The 23,621-nt window shown below is 64.1% G+C and carries 20 protein-coding genes and 2 pseudogenes; 11 read left to right on the forward strand and 11 right to left on the reverse strand.

The features are described from left to right. Positions 1-6 precede the first annotated feature (6 nt). From AC3WRI_RS02830 to AC3WRI_RS02840, 3 genes are all read right to left on the reverse strand, one after another. On the reverse strand, positions 7-1,371 hold the full coding sequence (locus AC3WRI_RS02830; protein ID WP_492292544.1) for a DUF1329 domain-containing protein: 1,365 nt from the start codon (positions 1,369-1,371) through the stop codon (positions 7-9). Positions 1,372-1,807: 436 nt separating this feature from the next. Next, on the reverse strand, positions 1,808-2,224 hold the full coding sequence (locus AC3WRI_RS02835) for a RidA family protein (RefSeq protein WP_041687650.1): 417 nt from the start codon (positions 2,222-2,224) through the stop codon (positions 1,808-1,810). Positions 2,225-2,241: 17 nt separating this feature from the next. Continuing rightward, positions 2,242-3,075, reverse strand: coding sequence for a phytanoyl-CoA dioxygenase family protein (locus tag AC3WRI_RS02840; protein WP_058698868.1), 834 nt, complete (start codon positions 3,073-3,075; stop codon positions 2,242-2,244). A gap of 262 nt (positions 3,076-3,337) precedes the next feature. Here AC3WRI_RS02840 and AC3WRI_RS02845 point away from each other — a divergent pair, with 262 nt between their 5' ends. From AC3WRI_RS02845 to AC3WRI_RS02865, 5 genes are all read left to right on the forward strand, one after another. Next, positions 3,338-4,888 (forward strand): flavin monoamine oxidase family protein, encoded by a 1,551-nt coding sequence (locus tag AC3WRI_RS02845; protein WP_234788305.1) that lies wholly within the window; start codon positions 3,338-3,340, stop codon positions 4,886-4,888. Further along, a complete protein-coding gene (locus AC3WRI_RS02850) occupies positions 4,889-5,563 on the forward strand; it encodes a c-type cytochrome (RefSeq protein ID WP_058698867.1) in 675 nt (224 codons plus the stop codon). It abuts the gene before it with no gap. Positions 5,564-5,622: 59 nt separating this feature from the next. Next, entirely contained in the window at positions 5,623-6,939 is a 1,317-nt protein-coding gene (locus AC3WRI_RS02855) for a peptidoglycan DD-metalloendopeptidase family protein (protein WP_439669164.1), read from the forward strand. Positions 6,940-7,111: 172 nt separating this feature from the next. After that, positions 7,112-8,704 (forward strand): PAS domain-containing hybrid sensor histidine kinase/response regulator, encoded by a 1,593-nt coding sequence (locus AC3WRI_RS02860; protein WP_439669165.1) that lies wholly within the window; start codon positions 7,112-7,114, stop codon positions 8,702-8,704. 26 nt (positions 8,705-8,730) lie between these two features. Then, positions 8,731-9,924, forward strand: coding sequence for an adenylate/guanylate cyclase domain-containing protein (locus AC3WRI_RS02865; RefSeq protein WP_492292545.1), 1,194 nt, complete (start codon positions 8,731-8,733; stop codon positions 9,922-9,924). A gap of 162 nt (positions 9,925-10,086) precedes the next feature. On the opposite strand, the gene AC3WRI_RS02870 is transcribed toward AC3WRI_RS02865, so the two are convergent. Together AC3WRI_RS02870 and AC3WRI_RS02875 are read right to left on the reverse strand one after the other, a co-directional pair. Beyond that, positions 10,087-10,392, reverse strand: a complete 306-nt coding sequence (locus tag AC3WRI_RS02870) for a helix-turn-helix domain-containing protein (RefSeq protein ID WP_492292547.1) — start codon at positions 10,390-10,392, stop codon at positions 10,087-10,089. 238 nt (positions 10,393-10,630) lie between these two features. Continuing rightward, on the reverse strand, positions 10,631-11,167 hold the full coding sequence (locus AC3WRI_RS02875; RefSeq protein ID WP_011617353.1) for a GNAT family N-acetyltransferase: 537 nt from the start codon (positions 11,165-11,167) through the stop codon (positions 10,631-10,633). 287 nt (positions 11,168-11,454) lie between these two features. On the opposite strand from AC3WRI_RS02875, the gene AC3WRI_RS02880 reads away from it, so the two are divergent. After that, the gene (locus AC3WRI_RS02880; RefSeq protein ID WP_011617354.1) at positions 11,455-11,817 is read left to right on the forward strand and encodes a CREC-EF hand family protein; all 363 of its coding nucleotides are present in this window, start codon (positions 11,455-11,457) and stop codon (positions 11,815-11,817) included. A gap of 240 nt (positions 11,818-12,057) precedes the next feature. Here AC3WRI_RS02880 and fabI read toward each other — a convergent pair whose 3' ends face one another. The 4 genes from fabI to AC3WRI_RS02900 all read right to left on the reverse strand — a co-directional run bounded on the left by fabI (position 12,058) and on the right by AC3WRI_RS02900 (position 17,437). Continuing rightward, positions 12,058-12,840 (reverse strand): enoyl-ACP reductase FabI, encoded by a 783-nt coding sequence (gene fabI, locus AC3WRI_RS02885; protein WP_011617355.1) that lies wholly within the window; start codon positions 12,838-12,840, stop codon positions 12,058-12,060. A 76-nt stretch (positions 12,841-12,916) separates the two neighbouring features. Continuing rightward, positions 12,917-14,107 carry an acetate/propionate family kinase gene (locus tag AC3WRI_RS02890; RefSeq protein ID WP_492292549.1) on the reverse strand — a complete coding sequence of 397 codons (1,191 nt, stop codon included), beginning with the start codon at positions 14,105-14,107 and terminating at the stop codon, positions 12,917-12,919. A 4-nt stretch (positions 14,108-14,111) separates the two neighbouring features. Beyond that, positions 14,112-15,050 (reverse strand): phosphate acetyltransferase, encoded by a 939-nt coding sequence (locus AC3WRI_RS02895; RefSeq protein WP_011617357.1) that lies wholly within the window; start codon positions 15,048-15,050, stop codon positions 14,112-14,114. 65 nt (positions 15,051-15,115) lie between these two features. Beyond that, entirely contained in the window at positions 15,116-17,437 is a 2,322-nt protein-coding gene (locus tag AC3WRI_RS02900) for a DUF3141 domain-containing protein (protein ID WP_492292550.1), read from the reverse strand. A gap of 244 nt (positions 17,438-17,681) precedes the next feature. Between AC3WRI_RS02900 and AC3WRI_RS02905 the strand changes: the two genes are divergently transcribed. Next, the gene (locus AC3WRI_RS02905; RefSeq protein WP_011617359.1) at positions 17,682-18,203 is read left to right on the forward strand and encodes a hypothetical protein; all 522 of its coding nucleotides are present in this window, start codon (positions 17,682-17,684) and stop codon (positions 18,201-18,203) included. A gap of 75 nt (positions 18,204-18,278) precedes the next feature. Here AC3WRI_RS02905 and AC3WRI_RS02910 read toward each other — a convergent pair. Continuing rightward, positions 18,279-18,359, reverse strand: a pseudogene (locus AC3WRI_RS02910) (hypothetical protein); the annotation flags it as partial. A gap of 247 nt (positions 18,360-18,606) precedes the next feature. Between AC3WRI_RS02910 and AC3WRI_RS02915 the strand changes: the two are divergent. Both AC3WRI_RS02915 and AC3WRI_RS02920 read left to right on the forward strand, forming a co-directional pair. Then, positions 18,607-19,561, forward strand: a pseudogene (locus AC3WRI_RS02915) (amino acid ABC transporter substrate-binding protein). 193 nt (positions 19,562-19,754) lie between these two features. After that, positions 19,755-20,066 (forward strand): hypothetical protein, encoded by a 312-nt coding sequence (locus tag AC3WRI_RS02920; protein ID WP_011617361.1) that lies wholly within the window; start codon positions 19,755-19,757, stop codon positions 20,064-20,066. Positions 20,067-20,135: 69 nt separating this feature from the next. On the opposite strand, the gene AC3WRI_RS02925 is transcribed toward AC3WRI_RS02920, so the two are convergent. Then, the gene (locus AC3WRI_RS02925; protein ID WP_011617362.1) at positions 20,136-21,029 is read right to left on the reverse strand and encodes a hypothetical protein; all 894 of its coding nucleotides are present in this window, start codon (positions 21,027-21,029) and stop codon (positions 20,136-20,138) included. 435 nt (positions 21,030-21,464) lie between these two features. Between AC3WRI_RS02925 and AC3WRI_RS02930 the strand changes: the two genes are divergently transcribed. Further along, positions 21,465-23,204, forward strand: a complete 1,740-nt coding sequence (locus AC3WRI_RS02930; RefSeq protein WP_492292551.1) for a glycosyltransferase family 39 protein — start codon at positions 21,465-21,467, stop codon at positions 23,202-23,204. Positions 23,205-23,240: 36 nt separating this feature from the next. Next, positions 23,241-23,612 carry an EamA family transporter gene (locus AC3WRI_RS02935; protein ID WP_011617364.1) on the forward strand — a complete coding sequence of 124 codons (372 nt, stop codon included), beginning with the start codon at positions 23,241-23,243 and terminating at the stop codon, positions 23,610-23,612. The last annotated feature ends 9 nt before the right edge of the window (positions 23,613-23,621 follow it).

A 23,621-nucleotide genomic window follows, 5' to 3' on the forward strand; every position in this document is an offset into this window, starting at 1 on the left:
TTTGGCTTATCGTGTGGTGAACCGGCGCAGGCCGTCCGGCTCGAAGGTCTTCTCCTTCAGGCGCCCTTCCCTGGCGGCGAGCCAGTCAGGCTCCTTGTGGCCGGCGACGACGCGGTCGAGCACGGCGCGGCGGGTCTGGTGGTCATAGCTGGTATTGGCCGCCCAGACGCAGGCCGGCACTTCCCAGGCCATGTAGGGACCCATCTCGGTGGTGCGCCAGACCTTGCCCTGCGCGTCGTACATGTCCTCCACCAGGATCGTCCACGTGTCCTCGTCGATGTAGAACACGCGCTTGGGGAAGGTATGCCGCATGCCTTGCTTGAGCGTGGCCTCCACCACCCACATCCGGTGCAGCTCATAGCGCGTGAGATCGCGGCTGAGGAACTTCGGCTTGACGACTTCGTCGACCTTGTTCGCCGAAGAGTTGACCCGGTACGTGTTGTAGGGCACGTACATCTCCTTCTTGCCGGCCAGCTTCCAGTCGTAGCGGTCTAGTGGGCCGTTGAACTGCATGTACTGGTCGACGGTCAGCAGGTTCTCGGTGTTGAGCTGCGGAGCGTCGTACTGGTACGTCGGCGCCCGGCGCACGCGGCGCTGGCTCGCGAAGTACAGCCAGACGTCGTTAGCCTCGGAGAACTTGTACTGCGTCAGGGTCGCATCCCCCGCGATCGAGGGCGGGCTGGTAAACGTGTTGAGGTACAGGCTCTCGATGCCGCGGGCGTCGTCGACGCCCTTGTTCGACGGCGACCACATCGGCGACATCTGCCATTCCTGCTGGCCAAGCGGCTCCCCAATGCTGTCGGTGCCCTTCGGCGGGATGTAGCCCGCATAGCTCATCTGGAATCCCTCTCCTTTCCAGTGCAGCTTGTGGTTCCACATGGCTTCGGCGCCGTTCTGCGGAATCGGGAACGGCACGGCGGCGCCGATCGCCTCGGCGAGGTCCTGGCCGTTGGCGCCAAGCTTCGCCGTCGTTGCGTTCTTCTTCGTCCGCTCGTAGAAGAAGTTGGGGAAACCGCAGGAACGGTGGGTCGGATAGACGTCCATCCGATAGCCCGGGATCGTCTTCACCATTTCGATCTGTCCGGGGGCAAGCTTGTCCTTGTATTTGTCGACATTGGACGCGTCGATCGAAAGCACGCGCTTGTCATTCGCGTACGGGTCGGGGCGCGCCGTGCCGGGCTTCCAGCCACCCGGTGCCTTCATGTCGCCGCCGGTCCACTCCGGAATCGACCCGTCCTTGTTACCAGCCCGTTCGGCACCTACCGGAGTGAGGTCCTTGCCGAGGCGGCCCACGTCCTGCTCGGAGGCCGCGGCATAGGCCGCTCCGCCGAACGCAAGGGTCACGCTGAGGAACAACGTCTTGTATCTCATCTGAGTCTCCTGTCTGGCATGACAGCGAAGTGCCTCGCTTCGTGTCGTTTTTTTGGTAGAACACGTTACCAAACTTAGGTAACAGTGACAAAGAACAAAAGAAAAAAAGAGCTAGGGTATTCCCTGCGCGTTTGGCTGCGATGCTCGCAAACGCACCCGGTACCGTGCGCAGCGGCGAACCAATGGCACGAGGCACGGCTCGCGGCTGCTGGGGTGGCACCGGAAGCCGCAAGCCAACGCTGTCAGTCAGACCGCCGTAGTGATCCGGCGATGCCCCATGCCGCCCGAGGCTGTGCTGGAGATACACAGGTCCTCAAGGCCGCACGGCCGGGCACAGGTGTTGACCGTCCCGGCAGTGCAGGCCCGCCTGCCCAGCTCTGGAAACCGTGATCCACGGACTTCGACTGCGCTCGAGGCGCGCGCAGGACAACCAGGCTCAGGCGCCGCCGCTGCCAGCTACCGCCACCGCCTGAATCTCGATGCACAACTCGGGAAGCGCCAGTTCTGTCACCCCCACCGCAGTCCAGGACGGATAACGGCTAGGCAGGTATTCGTCCTTGACCTTCGTGAAGGCCTCGATTTCCTGCCGCAGGTTGGTGTGATAGGTCGTCAGCTCGACAACATCCTCCAGGCTTGCGCCTGCCGCTTCGAGGACCGCTTTCAGGGATGCAAAGGCCAGCCGAGCCTGTGCCTCCATGCCCTCGCCGGGCTTCATCGCTGCGTCTAGCCCAACCTGGCCCGACACCCAGATGGTGTCGCCCACGCGGGTTGCGGGGGCGAAATGGTAGGCGTCGTAGAGCGGCTGGGTGCCGGGCGGAATGACCGGCTGCCGTTTCATCGTCGTGGTTGTCATGATGTCGGTATCGTTTATCAGATGAGTTGGCGGAAGCATGGCGCACGGAAGGGATCACCGGCCTTCAGCGATGCCAGCTCCTCGACGTACAGCACACCCGCCGGCGTGAAGCCCGAATCGCTGTGGTCCGGCAACGGACTGAAGACCGCGTCGTCGCCGAAGAAGCGCAAGACCAGCGTATGGCGGTCCGGGAAATCGGCGTCGACAGCACCCCCGCCGTGCAGCGAACCCGGGTGCAGCAGCAGAACATCTCCCGGCTGCGTAGCCCAGGAGAGGATGTCGTAGGCATTGGGATCGATGCGGCGTTCGGCCTCGATGTCAGGCAGCCGCGGCCAGACCCCACCGCCGTGCAACGGCTCGGTCGGGTCGTCGGGGTTCTGAAAGGTGCTGCCGTCGTGGCGCGTACCCAGGTATGAGCCCCTGACGATCTCCAGCGCATTACGCTTTGGGACCGCCTCGAAGCTGATCCACGCGTTGGCGAAGTGCTTTCCCCCCCAGGGCAGGTAGGAGGTGTCCTGGTGCCAGGGCGAGCGCCCGGCCCGGCCTCCCTGCTTGAGGAACAACTCTTCCGCAAAGTACCAGACATGTTTAGAGCCCCAGAGATCGGCGAACAGCTGGCCGAACGGGAGCGAGGCGACCAGCTCATCCAGCCGCCCCTTTGCGAATGGATTGGCGTTATCGACGTGCGACCGTTGCACGGAGCCGTCAAACAGGCTATGAGCGTTGGGCCCCGGGTTCTCGATGCCCCAGTCAAAGACCTGCCTGCACATGGCTAACTGTTCCGCGTTGAGACAGCCTTCGATGAGGACGGCACCGTCCTCATCGAAGGCCCTGCGCTTGGATTCATCCATGGATGCTCTCCTGATTCTTCATTAAGCCCGGCGCCCGGTCACGTGCGCTTCCGGTCGCCTCGTTTGTAGAACAACCTACCAACGTTAGGTCATGATGACAAAGATAAGTCAGAAGTAAAAGGGCGGGTATTCCCTATCCCACATGGACTCTCCTCGCCTACGCAGGAATCAGCTTGGGCTCGTGACTCATAATTTTGACTTGTTTGTGTTGTTGACCTATATTTGCCGCGAGCATGCCAATCATTTAACTTTTGTCCTAACAATGCACGCGAAGACACGTGAAGATGCGCTGGAAGTCGATGCCGCACCGGCAGACATCGTGAACCGCGACACAGTCGCACTGACCCGACGCCGCCTCCTCGGCGCGGCTGCGGCGGCTAGCGCTGCAACGCTGCTGGCAGGCACACCACGCACAGCGAGTGCAGCGCCGCGGGTGAAGGGCGCCGGCGCCGCATCTGCGGGGCGCGACGTGCTCGATGTCGCGATCATCGGTGCCGGCCTGGCGGGCCTGACCGCCGCACGCGACCTGAAACGCGGCGGATGTGACACGTTCGTCGTCCTGGAGGCACGTAGCCGTGTCGGCGGCCGCACCTACAACCATGACCTTGGCAACAGCGTGGTCTCGGAAGCCGGCGGGCAGTGGATCGGGCCCGGCCAGACCGCCATTGCTGACCTGGCGCGCGAGCTCGGCGTCGACACCTTCGAAACCTATTACCAGGGCAAGACCGTGTTCCTGGCCGGCGACGTGCGCGTGGCGCAGGATCTCCAGGGCGGCGTCGGCGCCCAGGGAAAGGTCGCCGCAAAACTCAGCGAGCTGGCGCGCCGCGTACCCAGCGGCGCCCCCTGGACAGCGGCAAACGCGGCGGAACTAGACAAGCTGTCGCTCGGCGACTGGCTGGCACGGCAAGACTTGAGCAACGAGGAAAAATTCTCCTTCAGCCTGGCCGCAACCCTGTCGCTCGGCGCGCAACCGGCGCAACTGGGACTGTTGCACTACCTGTCGGTGATCAACAGCGCTAACAGCGACTACGACACACTTGAGAGGATCAAGGGCGGCGCCCAGGAGACGCGCTTCGTCGGCGGCGCGCAGATCCTCAGCATCCGGATGGCACGCGAACTTGGCCACAAGGTGCGGCTGTCCTGCCCGGTACGCAAGATCGTTGGCTGGAATCGCGACATTGTCGAATTGCACACCGACCAGGGCGTGGTACGGGCGCGCCACGTGATCGCCGCACTGAATCCGGCACTATGCCAGCAGGTCGTCTTCGACCCGCCGCTGCCCGCCGGACGCGCGCAATTGCATCGGTTCTGGCCGGCGCACGCGCCCATGCGCAAGACGGCGCATGTCTATGCACGGCCCTTCTGGCGCGACAAGGGATTCAACGGGCAGGTTGTGCCGCTGGACGGCCCGCTGATCTGGTCGGTCGACAACTCGCCGCCAGACGGCTCGGTCGGCGTGATCAGCGCATTCGTCAAGCCTGGCTTCCTGCCCGCCGAGCCCAAGGCTGCCGAACGCATCCTCTCGGCCATCTATGCCCAGGCGTTCGGGGACAAGGCGTTGAAGCCGACGCAATACCACGACCTCGACTGGGGCAAGGTCGATAACTGGTCGATGAGTTGCATCAACCCGATGCCGGCGGGCTTCTGGACGAAGCTGGGCCAGTACCTGCATCCGCCGACAGGGCGGCTGATCTGGTCTGGCACCGAGACGGCCGACATCTGGGCCGGCGCCATGGATGGTGCCGTGCGTTCCGGCCACCGCGCCGCCCTGCAAGTGCTGGGCGCCCTGGCATACCCCGTTCGGGAGGCATGAATGAAATACAAGCGCCTTGTTCTCGTGGCGGCTGCGGCCGTGGTGGCGGTGGCCGCCTTCATCGTTCCCGACCTCGTGGACTATCACCGGTTCGGGACGGCACTGGATAACCAGGCCGTGGCCAGCCAGACCGATGGTGGACGCTGGCCGCAATTCCCGGAGACCTGCTTCGCCTGCCATGGCCCGCGCGGTGAGTCCCGCAATGCCGAGTACCCTGCCCTGGCCGGCCAGCCGGCGGCATTTATCGAGGTGCAGTTGCGCGCCTTCGCCAGCGGGCAGCGCGACAGCCCGACCATGGGGCCGCTCGCCAGGAACCTGACGGATGAGCAGATCGGGTTGCTGGCAGCCTATTACGCAAAGCAGGCGCCCACAGGTAGCCCGGATGTCACGGCCAGCGCCGCGCTCGAGGCGCGCGGCAAGGCTGTGGTCCAGGCGCGCAGTTGCCAGGCCTGCCATGCCGAAGGGTTGACCGGAAAGGACCTGGCACCACGCCTCGCCGGCCAGGGCGAGAGCTACCTTGGGCAACAGCTTGCCGCGTTCAAGAGCGGCAAACGCCATGACGCGTCCGGCGCCATGGACAGCATTGCCGCCGCCTTGTCGAACGAAGACATCCCGGCAGTGGCCCGCTACCTGGCCAGGATGTCGCCTGAGCGCCGGGAGATCGGCGCCCGATAGGGCCCGACGGGGCAGCAAGGGTAGTCGGCAAGATGCGCGGGTCAGACAGGAGACGGGGAATGCGCCGATACACACCGTCCTGGCTGCCAGCCGGCTTGGCGGCTGTCCTCATGCTTTGCATGGCGGCAGCCATGGGCGTGGCGCCGCGCAGCGCCCACCATGACCCTGGTGCGCCACGCCGGCTGGAAGCCCTGCAACTGCCCGACGTGCGCGACCAGCTCGAAAAGCTGGCGGATGCCGGTGCAACTTACATCCACGAGGAGCCCATGCGACGCGGCGACACGATCGCCACGTTGCTCAGACGGCTCGGCGTGGAAGATCCCGACGCACAGCAGTTCATTTCCAGGGATCCGGCGGCGCGCACCCTTTTCAACCTCCAGCCGGACCAGGTCGTCCAGGCGGAGGTCGACCAGGACAAGCTGCTGGTCTCGCTGCGCGCCCTCGTTGCCGGCAATTCCACCGCCTCGCGCGAACTGCTGATCCGGCGGGCTGGCGACTTACAGAAGCCCGCCTTCAAGGCGAACTTGCAGGCGGTCAGGAACGAACTGCGTTACGAGATGCGTTCCGGCACCATCACCGCGAATGGGTTCTTCAGGACGATGGATGCCGCGAAGGTGCCCGACGACATCGTCCGGCAGATGATCTCGATCTTCTCGGGCGTGGTCGATTTCCAGCACGACATCGTCCAGGGCGATCGCTTCCGCATTGTCTATGAGGCGGGCTTCCGTGACGGTGCACTGGTGCGCAACGGTCGCGTCGTGGCCGTCGAACTCGTCAACCGCGCCCAGCTCTACCAGGCCCTGTGGTATGACGGCGCAGATGGCAGCAACTCCGGTGCCTACTACACCTTCGACGGACGGGGCATGGCGCGCCCGTTTCTCCGCTCGCCGGTCGAGTTCTCGCGCTTGTCGTCTGGCTTCGGCTGGCGCAACCACCCGGTGCACCACCAATGGATCAAGCACAAGGGTGTCGACTTTGCCGCCCCGACAGGAACCCGGGTCTTCGCCACAGCGGACGGGACTGTTAACTTTGTCGGCCAGCAGACGGGCTACGGCAACATCGTCATCCTCAAGCATCCTGACGGCTACTCGACGTACTATGCGCACCTGTCCGGCTTCGCTGGCATCCAGCCCGGCCAGCGCATCACGCAGGGGCAACTGATCGCGTATGTCGGACAGACCGGCTGGGCGACCGGACCGCATCTGCACTACGAGCTTCGCTTCAACGACGTGCCGCAGAACCCGCTAAGCGTCTTGCTGATGAAACCCGTCACGCTGTCCGGACGCGCACGCCAGGGCTTCCTGAGCCATGCCAGCGACATGTTGAGCCGTATCTGTGTTCTGCGCGGCATTGAAGTGGCATCCAGCCTCGGCTGAGCCGCCCCAAGTGGCGCACTGTCGACTCGCGAGTTGACCGGGGACTTCCCCGCGCATGCCGGTTTGCACCGGCAGTGGCTGCGAGTATGCTTTCCTTCATGACGCGGATTCCGGCCGACCTGCCATCGCCTCTTGCGCGCAGGCGCCAGACCGCCGACTGCGGGGGCAAATCATGCGCAGGCAGCCTCATGACGGATCGGGAAAGGATCGTCCTTCCGCCCTCGACTTCAGGCAGGGCGAGCCGCACTTCAGGCTGCTCGCCGACGGCATCCCTCACATGATCATGACCGCCGATGCGGATGGCCGGATCGATTACTGCAACCGACGGTGGACGAGCTATACCGGCCTCAGTCTTGAGCAAACCCGCTCCGGCGCCTGGAAATCGGCCGTCCACCCCGAGGACTTCGCGCGCAATATCGGTCACTGGGCAGACGCAGTGGCGAGAGGCTGCGAGTACGAAATCGAATATCGCCTGAAACGGGCATCCGATGGCGCCTACCGATGGCACCTCGAACGCGGGTCACCATTGAAGGACGCTGACGGCAACATCGTAAAGTGGCTTGCATCCAGCACCGACATCGAAGCGCTGAAGCAGGCCCAGGCCTCTGCCGAGGTCGCCAACCATGCGAAGTCGGAGTTCCTGTCGAGCATGAGCCATGAGTTGCGCAATCCGCTGAACGCCATCCTGGGCTTTGCGCAACTGATGGCCTCCGAGTCTCCGCCTCCGACTGCGTCGCAGCAGGCCAGCATCGACCATATCCTGAAAGCGGGCTGGCATTTGCTTGAGCTCATCAACGAAGTTCTTGACCTGGCCAGGATAGAAGCCGGTCACGCGTCGCTGTCCCCCGAGCCCGTATCAGTCATCGACACCCTGCGCGAGTGCCACGCAATGCTTGAGCAGCAGGCACTGAAACGCGCGGTCCGCATGCGTTTTCCCGCAGGTGAAGCCCCCTGCTTCGTCCGTGCCGACCGAACCCGCCTGAAGCAGATCTTGCTCAACCTGCTTTCCAATGCCATCAAGTACAACCGGGACCAGGGATCAGTCGATGTGCAGGTGACGACGACGGAGCATCGCGTATGCGTCAGCGTGCGCGACACCGGCGCAGGGTTGACACCGGAACGGCTGGCCCAGCTATTCCAGCCGTTCAATCGGCTGGGGCACGAGGCAGGCCCCGTGGAAGGCACCGGCATCGGTCTCGTGGTGGCCAAGCGGCTGGCCGAGTTGATGGGTGGAACCATCGACGCCGAAAGCACGCCTGGCGTGGGCAGCATGTTCCGGGTCGAACTGCCTGCTGCCGCGCCTCCCGCAATGGCTGGCGAGAGCGCGGAGGTCACCGCACCTGTCCGGTCGCCAATCGAAGCCTCGTCCACGATGCACACCTTGCTGTACGTGGAAGACAACCCCGCCAACCTCAAGCTCCTGGAGCAACTCCTCGCCCGGCGGGCAGACGTGCAGTTGTTGTCGGCGGCCACCGGGATTCTCGGAGTCGAGCTCGCGCGCACTTCCCTGCCAGATGCGATCGTGATGGATATCCATCTGCCGGACATCAATGGCATCGAAGCACTGGGACGCCTGCGCGAAGACCCGATGACAATGCATATTCCGGTTATCGCGCTCAGTGCCAATGCCATGCCACGCGACATCGAGCGGGGCATGAAGGCAGGATTTTTCCGGTACCTGACCAAGCCAATCAGGATCCACGAATTCATGGATGCACTGAACGCCGCACTGGAGCAACCGCGACGATCGATTGCGCAGGGCTAGCACCGAGTCCCGCGAACTGGCTTGCCATGATCCACCCATCGGACATCCTGGCCGCAAAAATCCTGATCGTTGACGATCTGGAGGCCAATGTCCTGCTGCTTGAAAGGATGCTGCGCGCGGCCGGATATACCAGTGTCGAATCAACCACCGATCCGCTCATGGTTTCCGAGCTACACGGCAAGAACCACTACGACCTGATCGTGCTGGATCTCCAGATGCCTGGCATGGACGGGTTCGAGGTCATGGAGGACCTCAAGGTCGTCCAGCCGGACAGCTACCTTCCGGTGATCGTTGTCACCGCCCAACCCGACCACAAACTGCGCGCACTGCAGGCTGGCGCGAAGGACTTTGTCAGCAAGCCATTCGATCTCGGCGAGGTACTGATGCGGGTGCGGAACATGCTGGAGGTGCGCCTGCTGCACAGTGAGTCCTTGCAGTACGGCAAGGAACTCGAGCGCAAGGTGCAGGAACTGGAAGCGAGCCGGGAGACAATCGTTCGCCAGAGCGATGAGCTCAGGCGCCTTTACGAGAAGCTTGTTTGCGAGCAACAGGTCACCGAGCGGCTGCTCCTCAATGTACTGCCGTCTCCCATCGCCGAGCGACTGAAGCTGCGTTCCGATCTCATCGCCGCCAGCCCGCCGGAAGTCATCGCCGACAGGTTCGAGGCGGTCTCGGTGTTGTTCGCCGACCTCGTGCAGTTCACCCGCTTTTCTCCCGGCCTGAGCCCCGAGAGACTGGTGGCGGTACTCAACGAGATATTTGCTGACTTTGACAATATCGCCGACAACCGCGGGCTCGAAAAGATCAAGACGATCGGCGACGCGTATATGGCCGCTGCCGGTCTGCCCGCCCCTGCGGCAGACCACGCCGTCCGGGCTGCTCATATGGCACTGGACATGATGGAGTCCCTGAGTCGGTTCAATGCGCGAAGCGGCTACGGCCTGCAGTTGCGGGTTGGCATTCACAGCGGCGCGGTCATCGCCGGCGTGATCGGCAGGCGAAAATTCATCTATGACCTGTGGGGCGAAACGGTCAATATTGCGAGCCGGATGGAGTCCCACGGTATATCCGGCTGTGTGCAGGTCACGGAAGCCACCCGGCAAAAGCTGGGCAAGCCATTTGTGTTGGAAGCGCGAGGACCAATTGATGTAAAGGGCATCGGTGAGCTACATACATGGCTTGTAGCAGGAAGGGACTGCTCGTCGCTCGACACGGATTAGAGGGATCGTTCCCTTGGTAGAAAAGGTGAGACCAGACTGCCAGATGCGGGGGGCGGCGGTGGCGGAGGGGACGGCGGATCGAAGCGCCCCCGCCGCTTCCAGCTCCTCCGTAGCGGAAGAACAGCAGGACCTGCCAGAGGAAACCCGGGCGTCCCATTGCGGCTATTTGCCGCGCCTTCCCCGGTCTGCAGGTTTAGTGTCGCGCCACCGCGTCGGCGTCATCCCGAACTGCGCAGTGAACCAACGGAAAAACGAGCCATAAGCGGAGTACCCGAGCGGCTCGGCAATGCGTCCCAGCGAGAGGCTTCCGTTGTCCATGTAGTGGATGACGAGATCGCGCCTTACGCCATTGACCCTGTCGGAGAAGACCTCTCCGGCGCTTTCGAGCTGGCGTTGCAGCGTGCGCAAGTTTATTCCCAGGCCTTGAGCAACGGGGCGACGTGCCCCAACCGGCGGAACTGGCTGCATAGGGCACCGGATTCCACTAAGTGGCACTCACCTTCATTTGACAAAATGGGACATATATTTGGCTGATCGTCCCACGCGGAGTAATCGTACTTGCGTCCCAGTCCAAAGCTCTTCCAGGCGCGATTCCTGTCTAACCGAGCACGCGAGGAGCTAGCGCAAAGGGCACGCGTTCATATAGATCACGTCAAACGGAAGACATCGCAGCAAGACGCTTGCACCTGGCACTACTCTCGCTGCCTTAAAGCGCAAGCGTCACCACGCGCAGCGTGGCATCGTCTGGACACGCTAAATCGGCAAATCCAAAACGTTTAGCCAGTCGCCGCATGGCGGTATTCGACGACAAAACATAGCCTTCCATGCATCGATAGCCGCGGCTCCGAGCGATGTCGATCAGTGTGCCCAGCAGTCGGCTGGCCAGGCCGAGTCGATGCCAGTCATCGGCGACAGTCACCGCAAACTCGCAGGTATCGCTACCCGGCGCGGCGGCGTAGCGTGCGCCACCCACAATAGACGACACCTTGTTTTCCGTGGCAAGCGCTACCAGCGCAAACTCGCGCTCAGCCGACGGATGCGTCGCTTGCTCGAGCATCGCTTCCGGCAGCTGTTGCATGGCAGCCATGAATCTGGCGTAACGCGCATCGGCAGAAAGTCTGTTAAATGCCGCTAACAGGCCGACCTTGTCGTCTTCGGTAATCTCCCGCACCAGCACTTCCCGTCCGTCGCACAGGGGCACGTTGTACGGGACGAAGTTTGTCACGTCAGACTTGGCTTGCATGGCAACGGAGTCGTAAGGAATGAAAGCGAGCTCGTTGAATCACTCCCCCGCAGCATTTGATAATAGCTGATCCGGCGCAGTTTTCCCGATATCGAACATAGACGATTACGCACGACATCGCCGCCATCGAGCCGTATTGTCGCGCCAGTCCGACCGGAATCAATTTGCCCCCCGGTCTCCGCTACGAGCGCCTAGAATGCTGGGTGAGCCAAGACTCACAGAAGCTCGAATGGAAGTCGTTTCCGTGCCAAAGGTCCAAACACACATAATGAACTGAGGAGAGCGACATGACCGTGCGCAAATTGCCAGCAGTTGGTTTCGCAGTCCTGATGGGACTGATTTCTATAGGCGCGGCCGCCCAGCCGGCACAAGGATCCCAACAGGGAGCGGCGCCAGCCGAGGTGCCGAAAGCTCCCCCGACTACGGCCCAGGCCAAGGCTCTGATTGCCGAGCGATTCAAGGCTGCCGATTCCAATCATGACGGCAAGCTGACTCGTGACGAAGCTCAGGCGGGAATGCCAAAGGTCTACGAAAGTTTCGACAAGATCGACGTAAAAAAACAGGGTCACGTCACCGAGCGCCAGATCGGTTCCTATTGGATGAAGAAGACCAAGGATCAGATGCAGAAGGAAGATCCGATCTGGAACTGAAGGAGTTGCAGCAATTCCTTGTACTGCTCATGGGATGATGGGGCGGGAGAAATAGAGTCGTACCTCTTGCCCCTTGAGGGCCTTGAGAGCGAGGCTGCCAGCCGAGGCTCCCAAACCTCGATGCCATGGCAAGGCATCATGCATCCCCTCTTGAACCGGCTGGATGAGCCTTGTGCCGTCAACCCACTTTAGTTTCCTCGTACGCCCTTTTCCTCCCACGATGTCAACGAGCGCTGCGTTTCACGCCATGATATTGACGCCGCCATCCACATACAGCGTTTCGCCCGACAACCGCCGGGCGTAAGGCGTGGCCAGGAAGGCGCAGGTGTATCCCACATCCATAATATCGACCAGCTCGCCAAGTGGAGCGCGTTCCACAGCGTCAGCAAGCATCAAATCGAAGCTCTTAAGCCCGGACGCAGCGCGGGTCTGCAGCGGCCCGGGCGAGATCGCATGCACGCGAATGCCGCGCGGGCCCAACTCGTACGCCAGGTAGCGTGATACGGCTTCCAGGGCGGCTTTCACCGGGCCCATGACGTTGTAGTTCGGCACCACCTTGTTGGCGCCGTGATAGCTCATGGTGAACATCGTGCCACCATCGCCCATCAGGGGCGCTGCCAGCCGGGCCATGCGCACGAAGGAGTGGCAGGACACATCCATGGCCTTGGCGAAGCCTTCGGCCGAACAATTGAGCAGGCCGCCCTGCAGATCGTCTTTCGGCGCCCAGGCCACCGAATGCACCAGGATATCGAGCTTTCCCCACTGCTCCCCGATCCGCGCAAACAACTCGTCCATTTCCTTCTGGCTCGTGACATCCAGGGGGAGGAAGATGGAAGCGTCAAGCTCCTGCGCCACCGGCTCGACAAACTGGCGCGCCTTTTCGCTGGCATAGGTAATCGCCACCTCGGCACCCAGTTCGCGGAAGGCCTTGGCGCACCCGTAAGCAATGGAGTGCTCGTTCGCAATCCCACAGACGAGTGCGCGGGCGTTGGCGAGGATAGGCAGTTGTTGCGCTGCAGTCATGTCACTCTCTCATGGATTCATTGTTGCCAGCGAGCGGTCGCTACCATGCCGCTGGCTTGGTCGGCTGTAGCGGTGGTCATCGAGCGGGTGCCGCCAGGACCTCCCGGGTATGCCTGGCAATCATCAGTTCCTCGTTGGTCGGGATGACCCAGACCGGGACATTGCCCGAGGCTAAGCTGATGCGCGGTCCGTCGCTGGCGTTCGCCGCGGGATCGACACTCACCCCCAGCCATGCCGCCAGCCGGCATACGCGCTCGCGGATCGGCGCGGCATGCTCGCCGATGCCAGCGGTGAAGACCAGCGCGTCCAGCCCCTGTGCGGCGGCGGCCAGCGAACCAAGCTCCCGGGCGACGCGGTACGTGTACAGTTCGACGGCAAAACGGGCCTGCACATCGTCGCTGGCGAGCAGCGCGCGCATGTCGCTCGACACGCCGGAGACGCCAAGCAGACCGGATTTTCGATAGATCAGGTCCTCGATGGCGCGGGCATCCATGCCGAGTTCGCTGATCAGGTAGAGGATGACGCCCGGATCGAGGCTGCCGCAGCGAGTTCCCATCGGCAGGCCATCCACCGCAGTGAAGCCCATCGTGCTGGCCACGCTGCGCCCCGCCACCAGCGCACACATGCTGCTGCCGTTGCCGAGGTGGGCCACGATCGTGCGGCCCGCCGCCGCACCCGCATCAACGCTCGGGAGGACACTGGCGATGTACTCATAGGACAGTCCGTGGAAGCCGTAGCGCCTGACGCCGCGCGCGCTGATCTCCGCGGGCAATGCGAATGCCTGTGCCACTTCCGGCTGCGCCCGGTGGAAGGCGGTGTCGAAGCAGACTACTTGGGGCAGTTCCGGGCGCCTCTCGGCAAGGATGCGGATCGGTTTGAGGTTGTGTGGCTGGTGCAGGGGTGCGAGCGGGCATAGCGAGTCCAACTCTGCCAGTAGCGCGTCGGTCACCCTTTCCGGCTGGGTGAAGCGTACCCCGCCGTGCACCACCCGGTGCCCGACCGCGCTCAGCGTATGCCCTTCCCCATGGCCGCGCAGGAAGTCCGCCAGGAAGGCAATGGCACCCTCGTGCCCGAGCGTGGTACCGGCATCCCACCGCCTGGTCTCGACCTCAGCGCCCGCGGCGTCGGTGGCGTGGAATGCCGGTGCCGCGTAGAGACCTTCGATGCTCCCGCGCAGCACCAGCCTCAGTGCATCGTCATGGGTATTGTAAGCACAGTACTTGATGCTCGACGAACCCGCATTCAGGACCAGGATCAGTTCGGCCATGGCATCACCCCGCCACCTGGCCGGACTCGCGGCGTGCCTTGGCCACCAGCGCGGCCACCGCGCACGACGCCAGCCGGGTCATGACCGAGTCGGCACGGCTGGTCAGGATGATGGGCACGCGCGCGCCCAGCACGATGCCTGCGGCGTCGGCGCCGGCCAGGAAGGTCAGGCTCTTGGCGAGCATGTTGCCGGCGTCCAGGTCAGGCACCAACAGGACATTGGCGCGCCCGGCCACCGGTGAGTCGATCTTCTTGATCCGCGCCGCGTCCAGGTTGATCGCGTTGTCCAGCGCAAGCGGTCCGTCGACGATCGCGCCGGTGATCTGGTGGCGGTCGACCATCTTGCACAGCGCGGCGGCATCCAGTGTGGACGGAACCATCGGGTTGACGGTCTCCATCGCCGACAGGATCGCCACGCGGACCTCCTTGACCTGCAAGGCATGGGCCAGGTCGATCGCGTTCTGCAGGATGCCGGCCTTCTCGGCAAGCGTCGGGGCAATATTGACGGCAGCGTCGGTGATGATCAGAGCGTCCTCGTGGCCGGGCACATCCATCACGAAGCAGTGGCTGATGCGCCGGCCGGTGCGCAAGCCGCTGTTACCCGCGACCACGGCTCCCATCAGCTCATCGGTGTGCAGACTGCCCTTCATCAGAGCCTCTGCCTTGCTTTCGCGCACCAGTTGCACTGCGGCAGCCGCCGCCGCATGGCTGTGCTCGGCATCGACAATCGGGTACTCGCGGATGTCAATGCCGGCCGCGCGCGCGGCGTCCTCGATGCGGGAACGCGGCCCAACCAGGATCGGCGCGATCAGGCCCAGCCGGGCGGCCTCTACGGCGCCTTCCAGCGAAGACTGGTCGCACGGATGCGCCACCGCGGTCGGTGTAGGCGGCATGGCCTTGCAGTAATCAATCAGGCGCTGGTACTTCTCATGCTTGGCGTTCACGGGCTACTCCTGCGTCAGGGTCGTCGGTGTCGGTCGGCTGCGAGGCGTGTGCCAGCCGCGGCGCGCTAGGACGCGCGGGTGAGCGGCGCGGCCGCGCCGCGGACGCGTTCCGGCGTGGCGCCGAGCGCCGTGCGGATCCGCTCCAGCATTGCCGCCTGCTCGACAGTGGGCCTGGCGCCAAGCAGGCGCTCATCGACACGCAGCTTCTCCGCCAGCGCCTGCAGCCGCTGGCGGTCGGCCTGATACCTGAGCAAGGCCGGCAGCGTCGCGAGCGCCTGTTCGGGCGCGTACCGCGTGATCAGCTCCTGCCTGCCGCGGATCTCGCGCCAGGCGTCCGGCTCAAGTTCCGGCAGCAGATCGGCGTAGTCCGTGACCAGCTCCTTGCGCAGCTCCAGCCTGGACAGCGGCAGGGGCTCACCCCTGCGGCTCAGCAGGCAGGCCAGCCGGGCAATGGCCTCGGCGTATCCGCCTTGCCCGACCGCGGCCAGCGCCGCTTTGACTTCCGGCAGGTCATGCGGGTCGGTCGCCGCCGGGGTACCCGCGCGGGCGGTAGGCTCGCTCCTTGGCTGGAACGGGAACAGGTTGGCGTACACGTTGAAAAAGGTGTATTCGGTCATCGCATCGCGCACGGCCCGGTATGCGTCCAAACCGGCGCTGAGCATTTCCGCGCCCACCTGCTCTTGCTGCCGCAGCGGATGATCCGGTTCCAACGTTTGCCGGCTGGCCCGGACCGCGTCGGCGGCGGGCTTCAACCATGCCATCCACGGATTCAGGTCCGAGAACAGCCAGTTCTGCATGCGTAGCGGATGGAATTCGCGCAGCACCCGTGCTGTCATCTCATTGGACACCGCCTGGACGTAAGGCTGCGCAAACAGCTCGTAGGCGCGCTGCGTGAAGTCCGACAGGTTGGCGACCGTCTCGAACGGCTTCTCGTCGGCGCGCTCAAAGCGGTTAAGCCTGCTGGCGATTTCCTCGAGCGAGTGCTCCTCGAACTGGACCTCATAGTCCACGCCATCGCTACCCTTGCGCTCATGGATGACCATGCCGTAGAGCCCAGGCGCCAGCAGTTCGATGCTCTTGAGCACCGAGACGATCTGTGCGTGCTCCTTCTGCGCGACCTTGCCGGAGACGAAGATGCCGAGATGGCCGACGCTCCGGTGCATCATGCCGACAATGACCTGGCCGCGAGCCTTGATCTCCTCGGTACTGCCGTAGATGTCCACCACCCAGTTGAATGCCTGCTGCGGCGGCGTGATGTTGTCGCCCATCGAGGCAAACAAAACGATGGGCGAGCGGATCTCGCGCAGATCGAACGCCTTGCCGCCGGCGTTCTTGACTTCACCACCCCACAGCTTGTTGCCGACGAACAGGTTGCGCGTGATCCATTCGATCTCCTCGCGGTTCATCAGGTAGTAGCCACCCCACCAGCGTTCGAACTCAAGAAAGCGCGGCGGCTCGGTATCGGCCTTCTTGTACAGGTTGTAGTACTTGTCCCAGAGACTGTTGGACGGATTCAGGTTTTCGAAATTTTGTACCAACCAGGCGCCGTCAAACTTGCCGTTGCCGAGATCCGCCGTATACGACGCCAACCACGTGCCGCCCAGGAGCCCGCCGGAATAGCGCATCGGGTTGTCGCCTTCGCCCTCGCTCCAGGCACCGCTCCAGTACGACATCGGCGCGCCGTTGATCACGATCGGCCCGGTGTCGCCCGGGTCCGAGGCGCCGAGCATCATCGCAGCCCAGCCGCCTTGGCAATTGCCGATGATGGCTGGCTTGGCGCTGTGTGGATGCAGTTCACGCACTCTCTTGATGAACTGTTGCTCGGCCTCGCACACGTCCAGCAGGGTCTGTCCCGGCTCGGGATCGCGGAAGAAGATGACAAAATACACAGGATGGCCGGCACGCATTGCCACGCCGACCTGCGAGTCGTCCTTGAAACCGCCGATGCCCGGGCCATGGCCGGCACGCGGATCGATGATGACGTAAGGGCGGCGGCTATCATCGATCGTCACGCCATCGGGCGGGATAATTTTCAACAGCGCGTAGTTGACGGGCCGTTCGAACTGGCGGGCATCCAGAACGGTCTCGTAGCCAAAATGCAGGACCGGCTTGAGCCCCTGCATGGTGTTTTCGACAAAGTTGTTGCCCCGTTGCCTGAGCGTGTCCCAGAACAGGATGGCACGCTGCATGCTGTCGATGGCATAGGCATAGCTGCTCATCGGATCCATGCCGGCCATCGGGTTGATCGGGCCGGCGCCCGGCTCCCCAACGGCTTGCTGCACGCGGCCACTAAAGGCCTCCTGCGCATTCTTCAGGCGCTTTTGCAGCACCATGCCGGTCTTGAGGCCAACTTCACGCGCGTGCACCAGTTGCTTTGCTGCATCCATGCCGTTCTCCGCTGCGAATCTTGTGACACGGTTGGCCAAGCGTGGTAGCCCAGCCCCCGATGTGCATCTCGCTTCGAACTATAGCGTCGACCTTGGTCGCAATAGAACTGAATCTTTTCGGACGATGAGATAAGAAGGATTTCTTTCCAGGACGGCAGGATGAATGACCATATCCTATTGGACTCTGCGTGCGCTATGCTGAACTGGCGCGGCGCACACACCGCGGACCCGCTGGAGAACGATCATGCGTTATCGCCTGCCCGCCTGCGTGACTGTCACAGTGGCGGCCCTTGTGCTGGGCGCCTGTGCCACTCTCCGGCCCCTGGAAACCGCAGAGGGCATGCTCGGCGGCCCGCAGCATGCCGTGCGCGATACGTTCGGCGCTCCCACGGAAACCTACCAGCTCGCTGATGGCACCACTCGGTGGATTTATTCGAAACAGCCGCTCGGCTTCGAAGTCTACGCGGCAGACTTTGACGCCAACGGCAAGCTTACGAGCTTTCGGCAGATGCTGACCGAGAAAGAAATCTACGAGGCACGCCCGGGGGTCTGGACCAAGCAGGATATTGCCGAGCGCTTTGGCCGTCCGCGCGAGCCCATCGAGTACTACCCGCTGATGAAGCGCGAGGCCTGGTCTTACCGGCTCTATGCGGGCGCCTACATGCCAGCGCATTTCAGTGCCTACTTTGACGAACGCGGCGTGCTCGACCGGACCATGATCATCGTCGATGCGATCGGCGGCGACACGCGAGACGGCAGCAAGTAAGTCGGCCTCAGGCCGCATTGGACAAGAACACCACGATAAGGGCCGGAAGGAGCCGGAGTCCATCCGAAGCAACGCGAGTCGTCGTGCATCCATCAGATTTCGCGTGGAACTGTTCAGCGGACAGCAAAGCACAACGAAATCCGCCGACGGCAGAACCTCGTCGACGGATCAGGCGCTGGGTACCGTACGATCGATTCGTATTTTTCGATCGATCCCGGTGTTCCGTCCTTCTCGACCAGCCGCACGGTACTGCCGAGTCCGAGTCATAGACGATTGCCAGATGGCCCAGGCAAGGCTTTCGGGGCAGGGAATTTGCTTATGACAACAATGTCCTTCGCCCGCCCTAACCAAGGGTATACCCTCTCGTCTTTGCCTTTGCCGGCCGCTTTCCGGTTTCCCCCGCATGCCTGCCTTCACCCTGCCCGCCCTGTCCGCCCGACTCCTCCGCGCCCGCCGCTCGCTGGCCGCCGTCGCCCTCGCCGCCATGTCCGCGGCCGCGCTGACGCCGGCACTGGCCAGCACCCAGAGCCCTGTGCTCGACAAGATCCGCGAATCCGGCACCATCGTGCTCGGTTACCGCGAGTCGGCGCTGCCATTCTCGTTTGCCGATGACAAGGGCCAGCCGGCCGGCTATGCGGTCGACCTTTGCCTGCGCGCCGCCGAAGCAGCACGCCAGCAACTGGGCCTGAAAGACCTGAAGGTGCGCTGGATGCCGCTCACGCCGCAGAACCGCATTCCCGCCGTGGTCAACGGGCTGGTCGATCTGGACTGCGCGCCCAACACCAATTCGCTTGAGCGCCAGAAGCAGGTTGCGTTCAGCGTCTCGCACTATGTGTCGACCGTGCGCATGCTGGTGCGCGCCGACTCCGGCATCCGCTCGTTCGGCGACCTGCGCGGCAAGACCGTGGTCACCAGCGCCGGATCGACCGGCGACCGCCACGTGCGCCGCATGAAGGCCCAGTACGGCTACCACGACGTCTACGCCAAGGACCATGGCGAATCGTTCCTGCTGCTCGAATCCGGCCGTGCCCAGGCCTTCGTCATGGACGATGTGCTGCTGGCTGGCCTGCGCGCCCGCGCCAAGGACCCGTCGCAATACGTGATCGTGGGCCCGGCGCTGTCGGTGGAGCAGAATGCGCTGATGCTGTCCAAGGCCGATCCGGAATGGAAGCGGCGGGGGGGCCAGGCGCGTGGTCGACCAGGCGCTGGCCAACACCTTTGCCGGCCCGGAGGTCACGGCGCTGCAGAAGCGCTGGTTCCAGCAGCCCATCGGCAGCCGCGGCATCAACCTGGCGCTGGCGCCGTCCGGCGAGGTGCGCGCGGCCTGGAAGCACCCGTCGGACGCGGTCACGGAGTAAACGAAACGGGCAAGCGGTCGCGAACCTCAATCGGGCTGGGGCCGCAATTCAGGGTTTCCATGAGGTCGTGGCGCCGGGGCAAGCCCCAAGTTGACAGCGACGTGAGATGTTGGCGACACTGGGCCAAGCCGTCCCGTGCAAGGGACAGGCCACATACACGACCGCCCGACGGCGGCATTTCTCAGGAGAAACCATGAACAAGTTCGTCGCGACCGCGATCGCACTCTGCCTTGGCGCCGCTTCGCTGGCCGTGCAGGCACAGACCGGCGGCAAGAAGCAGTTCGATCCGTATTCCCAGGGCGCCAAGTCGGGTGAGAAGTTTGACCCGTACAGCCAGGGGGCCAAGGCCGGCGACAAGTTCGACCCGTACAGCCAGGGCGCGAACAAGAGCACCCGCAGCGACCTGACCGACGCTTCCGCGCCGGCCGCCGAGCAAAAGCCGGCCAAGAAGTCCACCAAGAAGAAGAGCAAGAAGAAGGCCGCCTCGGCGCCGGCTGCCAGCTGAGCCGCAAGCGCCTGACGCAAAAAAACCCGCCTTGGCGGGTTTTTTTGCTTCCTGCCCCAGCGCACAAGCCTATGGCGCTTGCGTGTCGCGCTCCAGCGCGGTGACATCCACGCGCTGCACCTTGTCATCCTGGCGCACTTCGGTGCGCAGCACGAAGGCGTCGGCGGGGCAATACCAGTCGGTGACATGCATCACGGTCGGCTCAACCTGTACCACTTCTTCGCCAACCAGCACCGGCCCCAGCGAGGTGCGTTTCTCGTAGGTGACCGGCAGGCATTCCTTGCGCCCCAGGACAGTATTGATTGTCTGCCGCTTGCCGACGTGGCGCGAGCCGATATAGATCGACGCATGCTGCGCCCGCATGTTGCTGACCACTTCATCCGATCCCAGCGGGTAGACTTTCAGCGAGACGCTCGACTCAAAGGTCTCGCCCTCCAGCGTGGTGCCCTCGCGCAGGTCCAGCCCGGCGTAGTTGAACACGCCCATGCCGCGGAAAGCCGCCTCGCCGTACATGCGCGCGTAGCGCGCGCGGGCGTTGATGACGGCATGCTGGCTTTCGATGCTGGTCTGGCCGCCGGGCGAACGGCGGTCGATCACCACTTCATGCACCTGGGTGGTAATCACCGGCGGCCCCATCAGCGCCGACAGGGCAGTCTTGGAATTGATCTCCAGTTGCGCGCGGCAGCCGGTCGGACTGCGCACCACATCGCGCAGGGTCATGCTGACCGACATTGGCATCACGCCGTCGCCTTCCATCTGCACATGCGAGCCGGAGCGGAACCATGGGGCACTGCACAGCACGGCCGCCGCCGCTGCCTGCGCCTGGCTTGCCGCAGCCTGCGCCACCGCCGCACCGGCGCCCGGCAGCGCCGCCGCACCCTGGGCGCCGGCATGCTGCGCCAGCGCCATGGCCACGCCCGCCACCAGGCCTGCCAGCCGGTCCCGTTGCGCCTTTTTCTTCACATGAATCCCCGTCTAGAGTTTCCAGGCGCCCCCTGACCCTGCGCCCGGCCTGCCAGGCGACCGCCTGGACACTGAAATTATCGCGTTTTGTTGCATGTGTAACTCGAATTTTTCGCGCAGATCCTGTGGCAGCCGGTGGCCGGCGGGCAGCGGGCAGCAGCCGGCCTGAGCAGCACTTTCTCTCCCCCGCGGCAATCCGGCGCCCCGCAGGCCGTCTCCGGCACCCGCCGGGGGCGGCCTGCCCACCGTGCTACCATTGCCCGCCTCGCGTGTGCCGAGGCGGCAGCGGCGTGCGAGGCGCATGCCAGCGTGCCAGCCGCGGGCGACTTGCCTCCCTGGTGTCCACCAACAGGCAAGGCCATGCGTTGTGATGGCTTCCCGTCACCGCGCGCCCCACGCAGGACCATCGATCCGTCGCGCTTTTCCAGGAGATCTATGCGTAGTTCATCGACCTCGCGGGCTGCCGCGCTGTCCGTTGGAGCCACCACCGCCAGTGCGGTCGCACTGGCCAGCCTGTTTATCCTGCTGGTCTGGTTCGGCACCCTCGACATGCGTCACCTGCTGCGCTCCGATGAAGGCCGCTACGCCGAGATTGCCCGCGAAATGTTCGCTACCGGCGACTGGGTCACGATCCGCTACCACGAACTCAAGTATTTCGAGAAGCCGCCCTTCCACCTGTGGGTGACCACGCTGGCCTACACGCTGTTTGGCGTGGGCGACTGGCAGGCGCGGTTGTGCGTGGCCCTGTCCGGCATCCTGGGGCTGGGCGTGTCGATGCTGGCCGCGGCACGCTGGTACGGCCGGCGCGTGGCGATGCTGACGGGGCTGGTGCTGGTTTCCGCGCCGATGTGGAATATCGCCGGCCACTTCAACTCGCTGGACATGACGCTGGCCGGCGCCATGGCGTGCGTGCTGGCCTTCATGCTGCTGGCGCAGCACCCGGATGCCACCCGCGCCGAACGCCGCAACTGGATGCTCGCCTGCTGGGCGGCGATGGGCGTGGCGGTGCTGGTCAAGGGACTGGTCGGGCTGGCGCTGCCGGGGCTGGTGCTGGTGGTCTACACGCTGGTGACACGCGACTTCCGCTTGTGGTGCCGCCTGCATCTGCCGGGCGGCATCGTCGCCATGCTGGTGGTGACGGTGCCGTGGTTCTGGCTGGTGTCGGAACGCAATCCGGAATTCCTGCATTTCTTCTTTATCCACGAGCACTGGCAACGCTATACCTCGAACGTGCACCAGCGCGAAGGCGCGATCTGGTTCTTCGTGCCGCTGCTGCTGGCCGGCTTCCTGCCCTGGCTGGGCCTGGTTCCGCAAATGTGGAAGGCCGTGCGCGAGCGCGCCGGCGTCGCTCGCGGCACCTCGCCGCGGCCATTCCAGCCCGCCCTGCTGGCGGCGCTGTGGGCCGTGGCGATCTTTGTCTTTTTCAGCCTGTCCGGCTCCAAGCTGCCCGGCTATATCGTGCCGATCTTCCCGGCGCTGGCGCTGCTGGCAGGCGTGGCGCTGGACACGTTGACGGAACGCACGTGGCGCTGGCAGGTCAATGCCATGATTGCCCTGGGCGTGGTCGGGCTGCTGGCGTGCCCGTTTGTCGGCATGATGGACAAGCCCAGCACGCCCAATGTGGTCTATCGGGAATTCGCAGTGTGGACCGGCATCGCCTTCGCGGTGATGCTGGGCGGCGCACTGCTGGCGCGCCGGCTGCTGCGCACGCGTGGGGTGTTTCCCAGCGTGGTGGCCTATGCGCTGGCGATGTTCATCTGCTCCACGGTGGCGCTGCGCGGTCACGAAGCCATGGGCCGGCCCAGTTCCGGCGCGGACCTGGTGCCCGCCATCAATGCCGTGCTGACGCCGGACATGCCGCTGTACAGTGTGGGCATGCTCGACCACACGCTGCCGTTCTACCTGCGCCGCACCACCATCATGGTGGCGCATCCCGATGAGCTGGAATTCGGCATCGGCCAGGAACCGCAGAAGTGGATCCCGACCATCGATGGCTTTATCGCGCGCTGGCAGGACGGCAAGCGCGCGGTAGCGATCATGTTGCCCTCGACCTACGACGCACTGGCTGCGCGCGGCGTGCCGATGCACAGGATCGCCGGTGACCGCCGCCGTGTGGCGGTCGCCAATTTCGCGCTGCCGGGCAATGGCCCGCAGACGCAACCCCCAGGACAGTAACCTGCAACTCCTGCAATTCCTGCACTACGCAGCGCCATGACGCTCTCCACCTTCGCTTTCATCCTGACCGGCGTGCTGCTCAATGCGGCTGCGCAACTGTTGCTCAAGGCCGGCGTCAATGCCATCGGCGCGATCACGCTGGACCGCGGCACGCTGCTGGTGACGGCGCTGCGCGTGCTGACCCAATGGCCGGTGCTGGCCGGGCTGACGCTGTACGTGGTCAGCGTGGGGGTATGGATCGTGGGGCTGTCGCGCGTGGATGTGTCGATCGCCTACCCGATGCTGTCGCTCGGCTATGTGGTCAATGCACTGGCCGCCTGGTGGCTGTTCGGCGAGATGATCGGCCCCTTGCGCGTGGCCGGCATCCTGCTGATACTGGCGGGCGTCTTCCTGATCGCCCGCTCATGATGCGCCTGC

The organism is Cupriavidus sp. FW305-27 (genome assembly GCF_058787995.1).

Excerpts from the sequence above, each read along its gene's own strand:
- AC3WRI_RS02830 (WP_492292544.1), bottom strand. The coding sequence starts at position 1,371 with ATGAGATACAAGACGTTGTTCCTCAGCGTGACCCTTGCGTTCGGCGGA.
- AC3WRI_RS02835 (WP_041687650.1), bottom strand. The coding sequence starts at position 2,224 with ATGACAACCACGACGATGAAACGGCAGCCGGTCATTCCGCCCGGCACC.
- AC3WRI_RS02840 (WP_058698868.1), bottom strand. The coding sequence starts at position 3,075 with ATGGATGAATCCAAGCGCAGGGCCTTCGATGAGGACGGTGCCGTCCTC.
- AC3WRI_RS02845 (WP_234788305.1), top strand. The coding sequence starts at position 3,338 with ATGCACGCGAAGACACGTGAAGATGCGCTGGAAGTCGATGCCGCACCG.
- AC3WRI_RS02850 (WP_058698867.1), top strand. The coding sequence starts at position 4,889 with ATGAAATACAAGCGCCTTGTTCTCGTGGCGGCTGCGGCCGTGGTGGCG.
- AC3WRI_RS02855 (WP_439669164.1), top strand. The coding sequence starts at position 5,623 with ATGCGCCGATACACACCGTCCTGGCTGCCAGCCGGCTTGGCGGCTGTC.
- AC3WRI_RS02860 (WP_439669165.1), top strand. The coding sequence starts at position 7,112 with ATGCGCAGGCAGCCTCATGACGGATCGGGAAAGGATCGTCCTTCCGCC.
- AC3WRI_RS02865 (WP_492292545.1), top strand. The coding sequence starts at position 8,731 with ATGATCCACCCATCGGACATCCTGGCCGCAAAAATCCTGATCGTTGAC.
- AC3WRI_RS02870 (WP_492292547.1), bottom strand. The coding sequence starts at position 10,392 with ATGCAGCCAGTTCCGCCGGTTGGGGCACGTCGCCCCGTTGCTCAAGGC.
- AC3WRI_RS02875 (WP_011617353.1), bottom strand. The coding sequence starts at position 11,167 with ATGCAAGCCAAGTCTGACGTGACAAACTTCGTCCCGTACAACGTGCCC.
- AC3WRI_RS02880 (WP_011617354.1), top strand. The coding sequence starts at position 11,455 with ATGACCGTGCGCAAATTGCCAGCAGTTGGTTTCGCAGTCCTGATGGGA.
- fabI (WP_011617355.1), bottom strand. The coding sequence starts at position 12,840 with ATGACTGCAGCGCAACAACTGCCTATCCTCGCCAACGCCCGCGCACTC.
- AC3WRI_RS02890 (WP_492292549.1), bottom strand. The coding sequence starts at position 14,107 with ATGGCCGAACTGATCCTGGTCCTGAATGCGGGTTCGTCGAGCATCAAG.
- AC3WRI_RS02900 (WP_492292550.1), bottom strand. The coding sequence starts at position 17,437 with ATGGATGCAGCAAAGCAACTGGTGCACGCGCGTGAAGTTGGCCTCAAG.
- AC3WRI_RS02905 (WP_011617359.1), top strand. The coding sequence starts at position 17,682 with ATGCGTTATCGCCTGCCCGCCTGCGTGACTGTCACAGTGGCGGCCCTT.
- AC3WRI_RS02920 (WP_011617361.1), top strand. The coding sequence starts at position 19,755 with ATGAACAAGTTCGTCGCGACCGCGATCGCACTCTGCCTTGGCGCCGCT.
- AC3WRI_RS02930 (WP_492292551.1), top strand. The coding sequence starts at position 21,465 with ATGCGTAGTTCATCGACCTCGCGGGCTGCCGCGCTGTCCGTTGGAGCC.
- AC3WRI_RS02935 (WP_011617364.1), top strand. The coding sequence starts at position 23,241 with ATGACGCTCTCCACCTTCGCTTTCATCCTGACCGGCGTGCTGCTCAAT.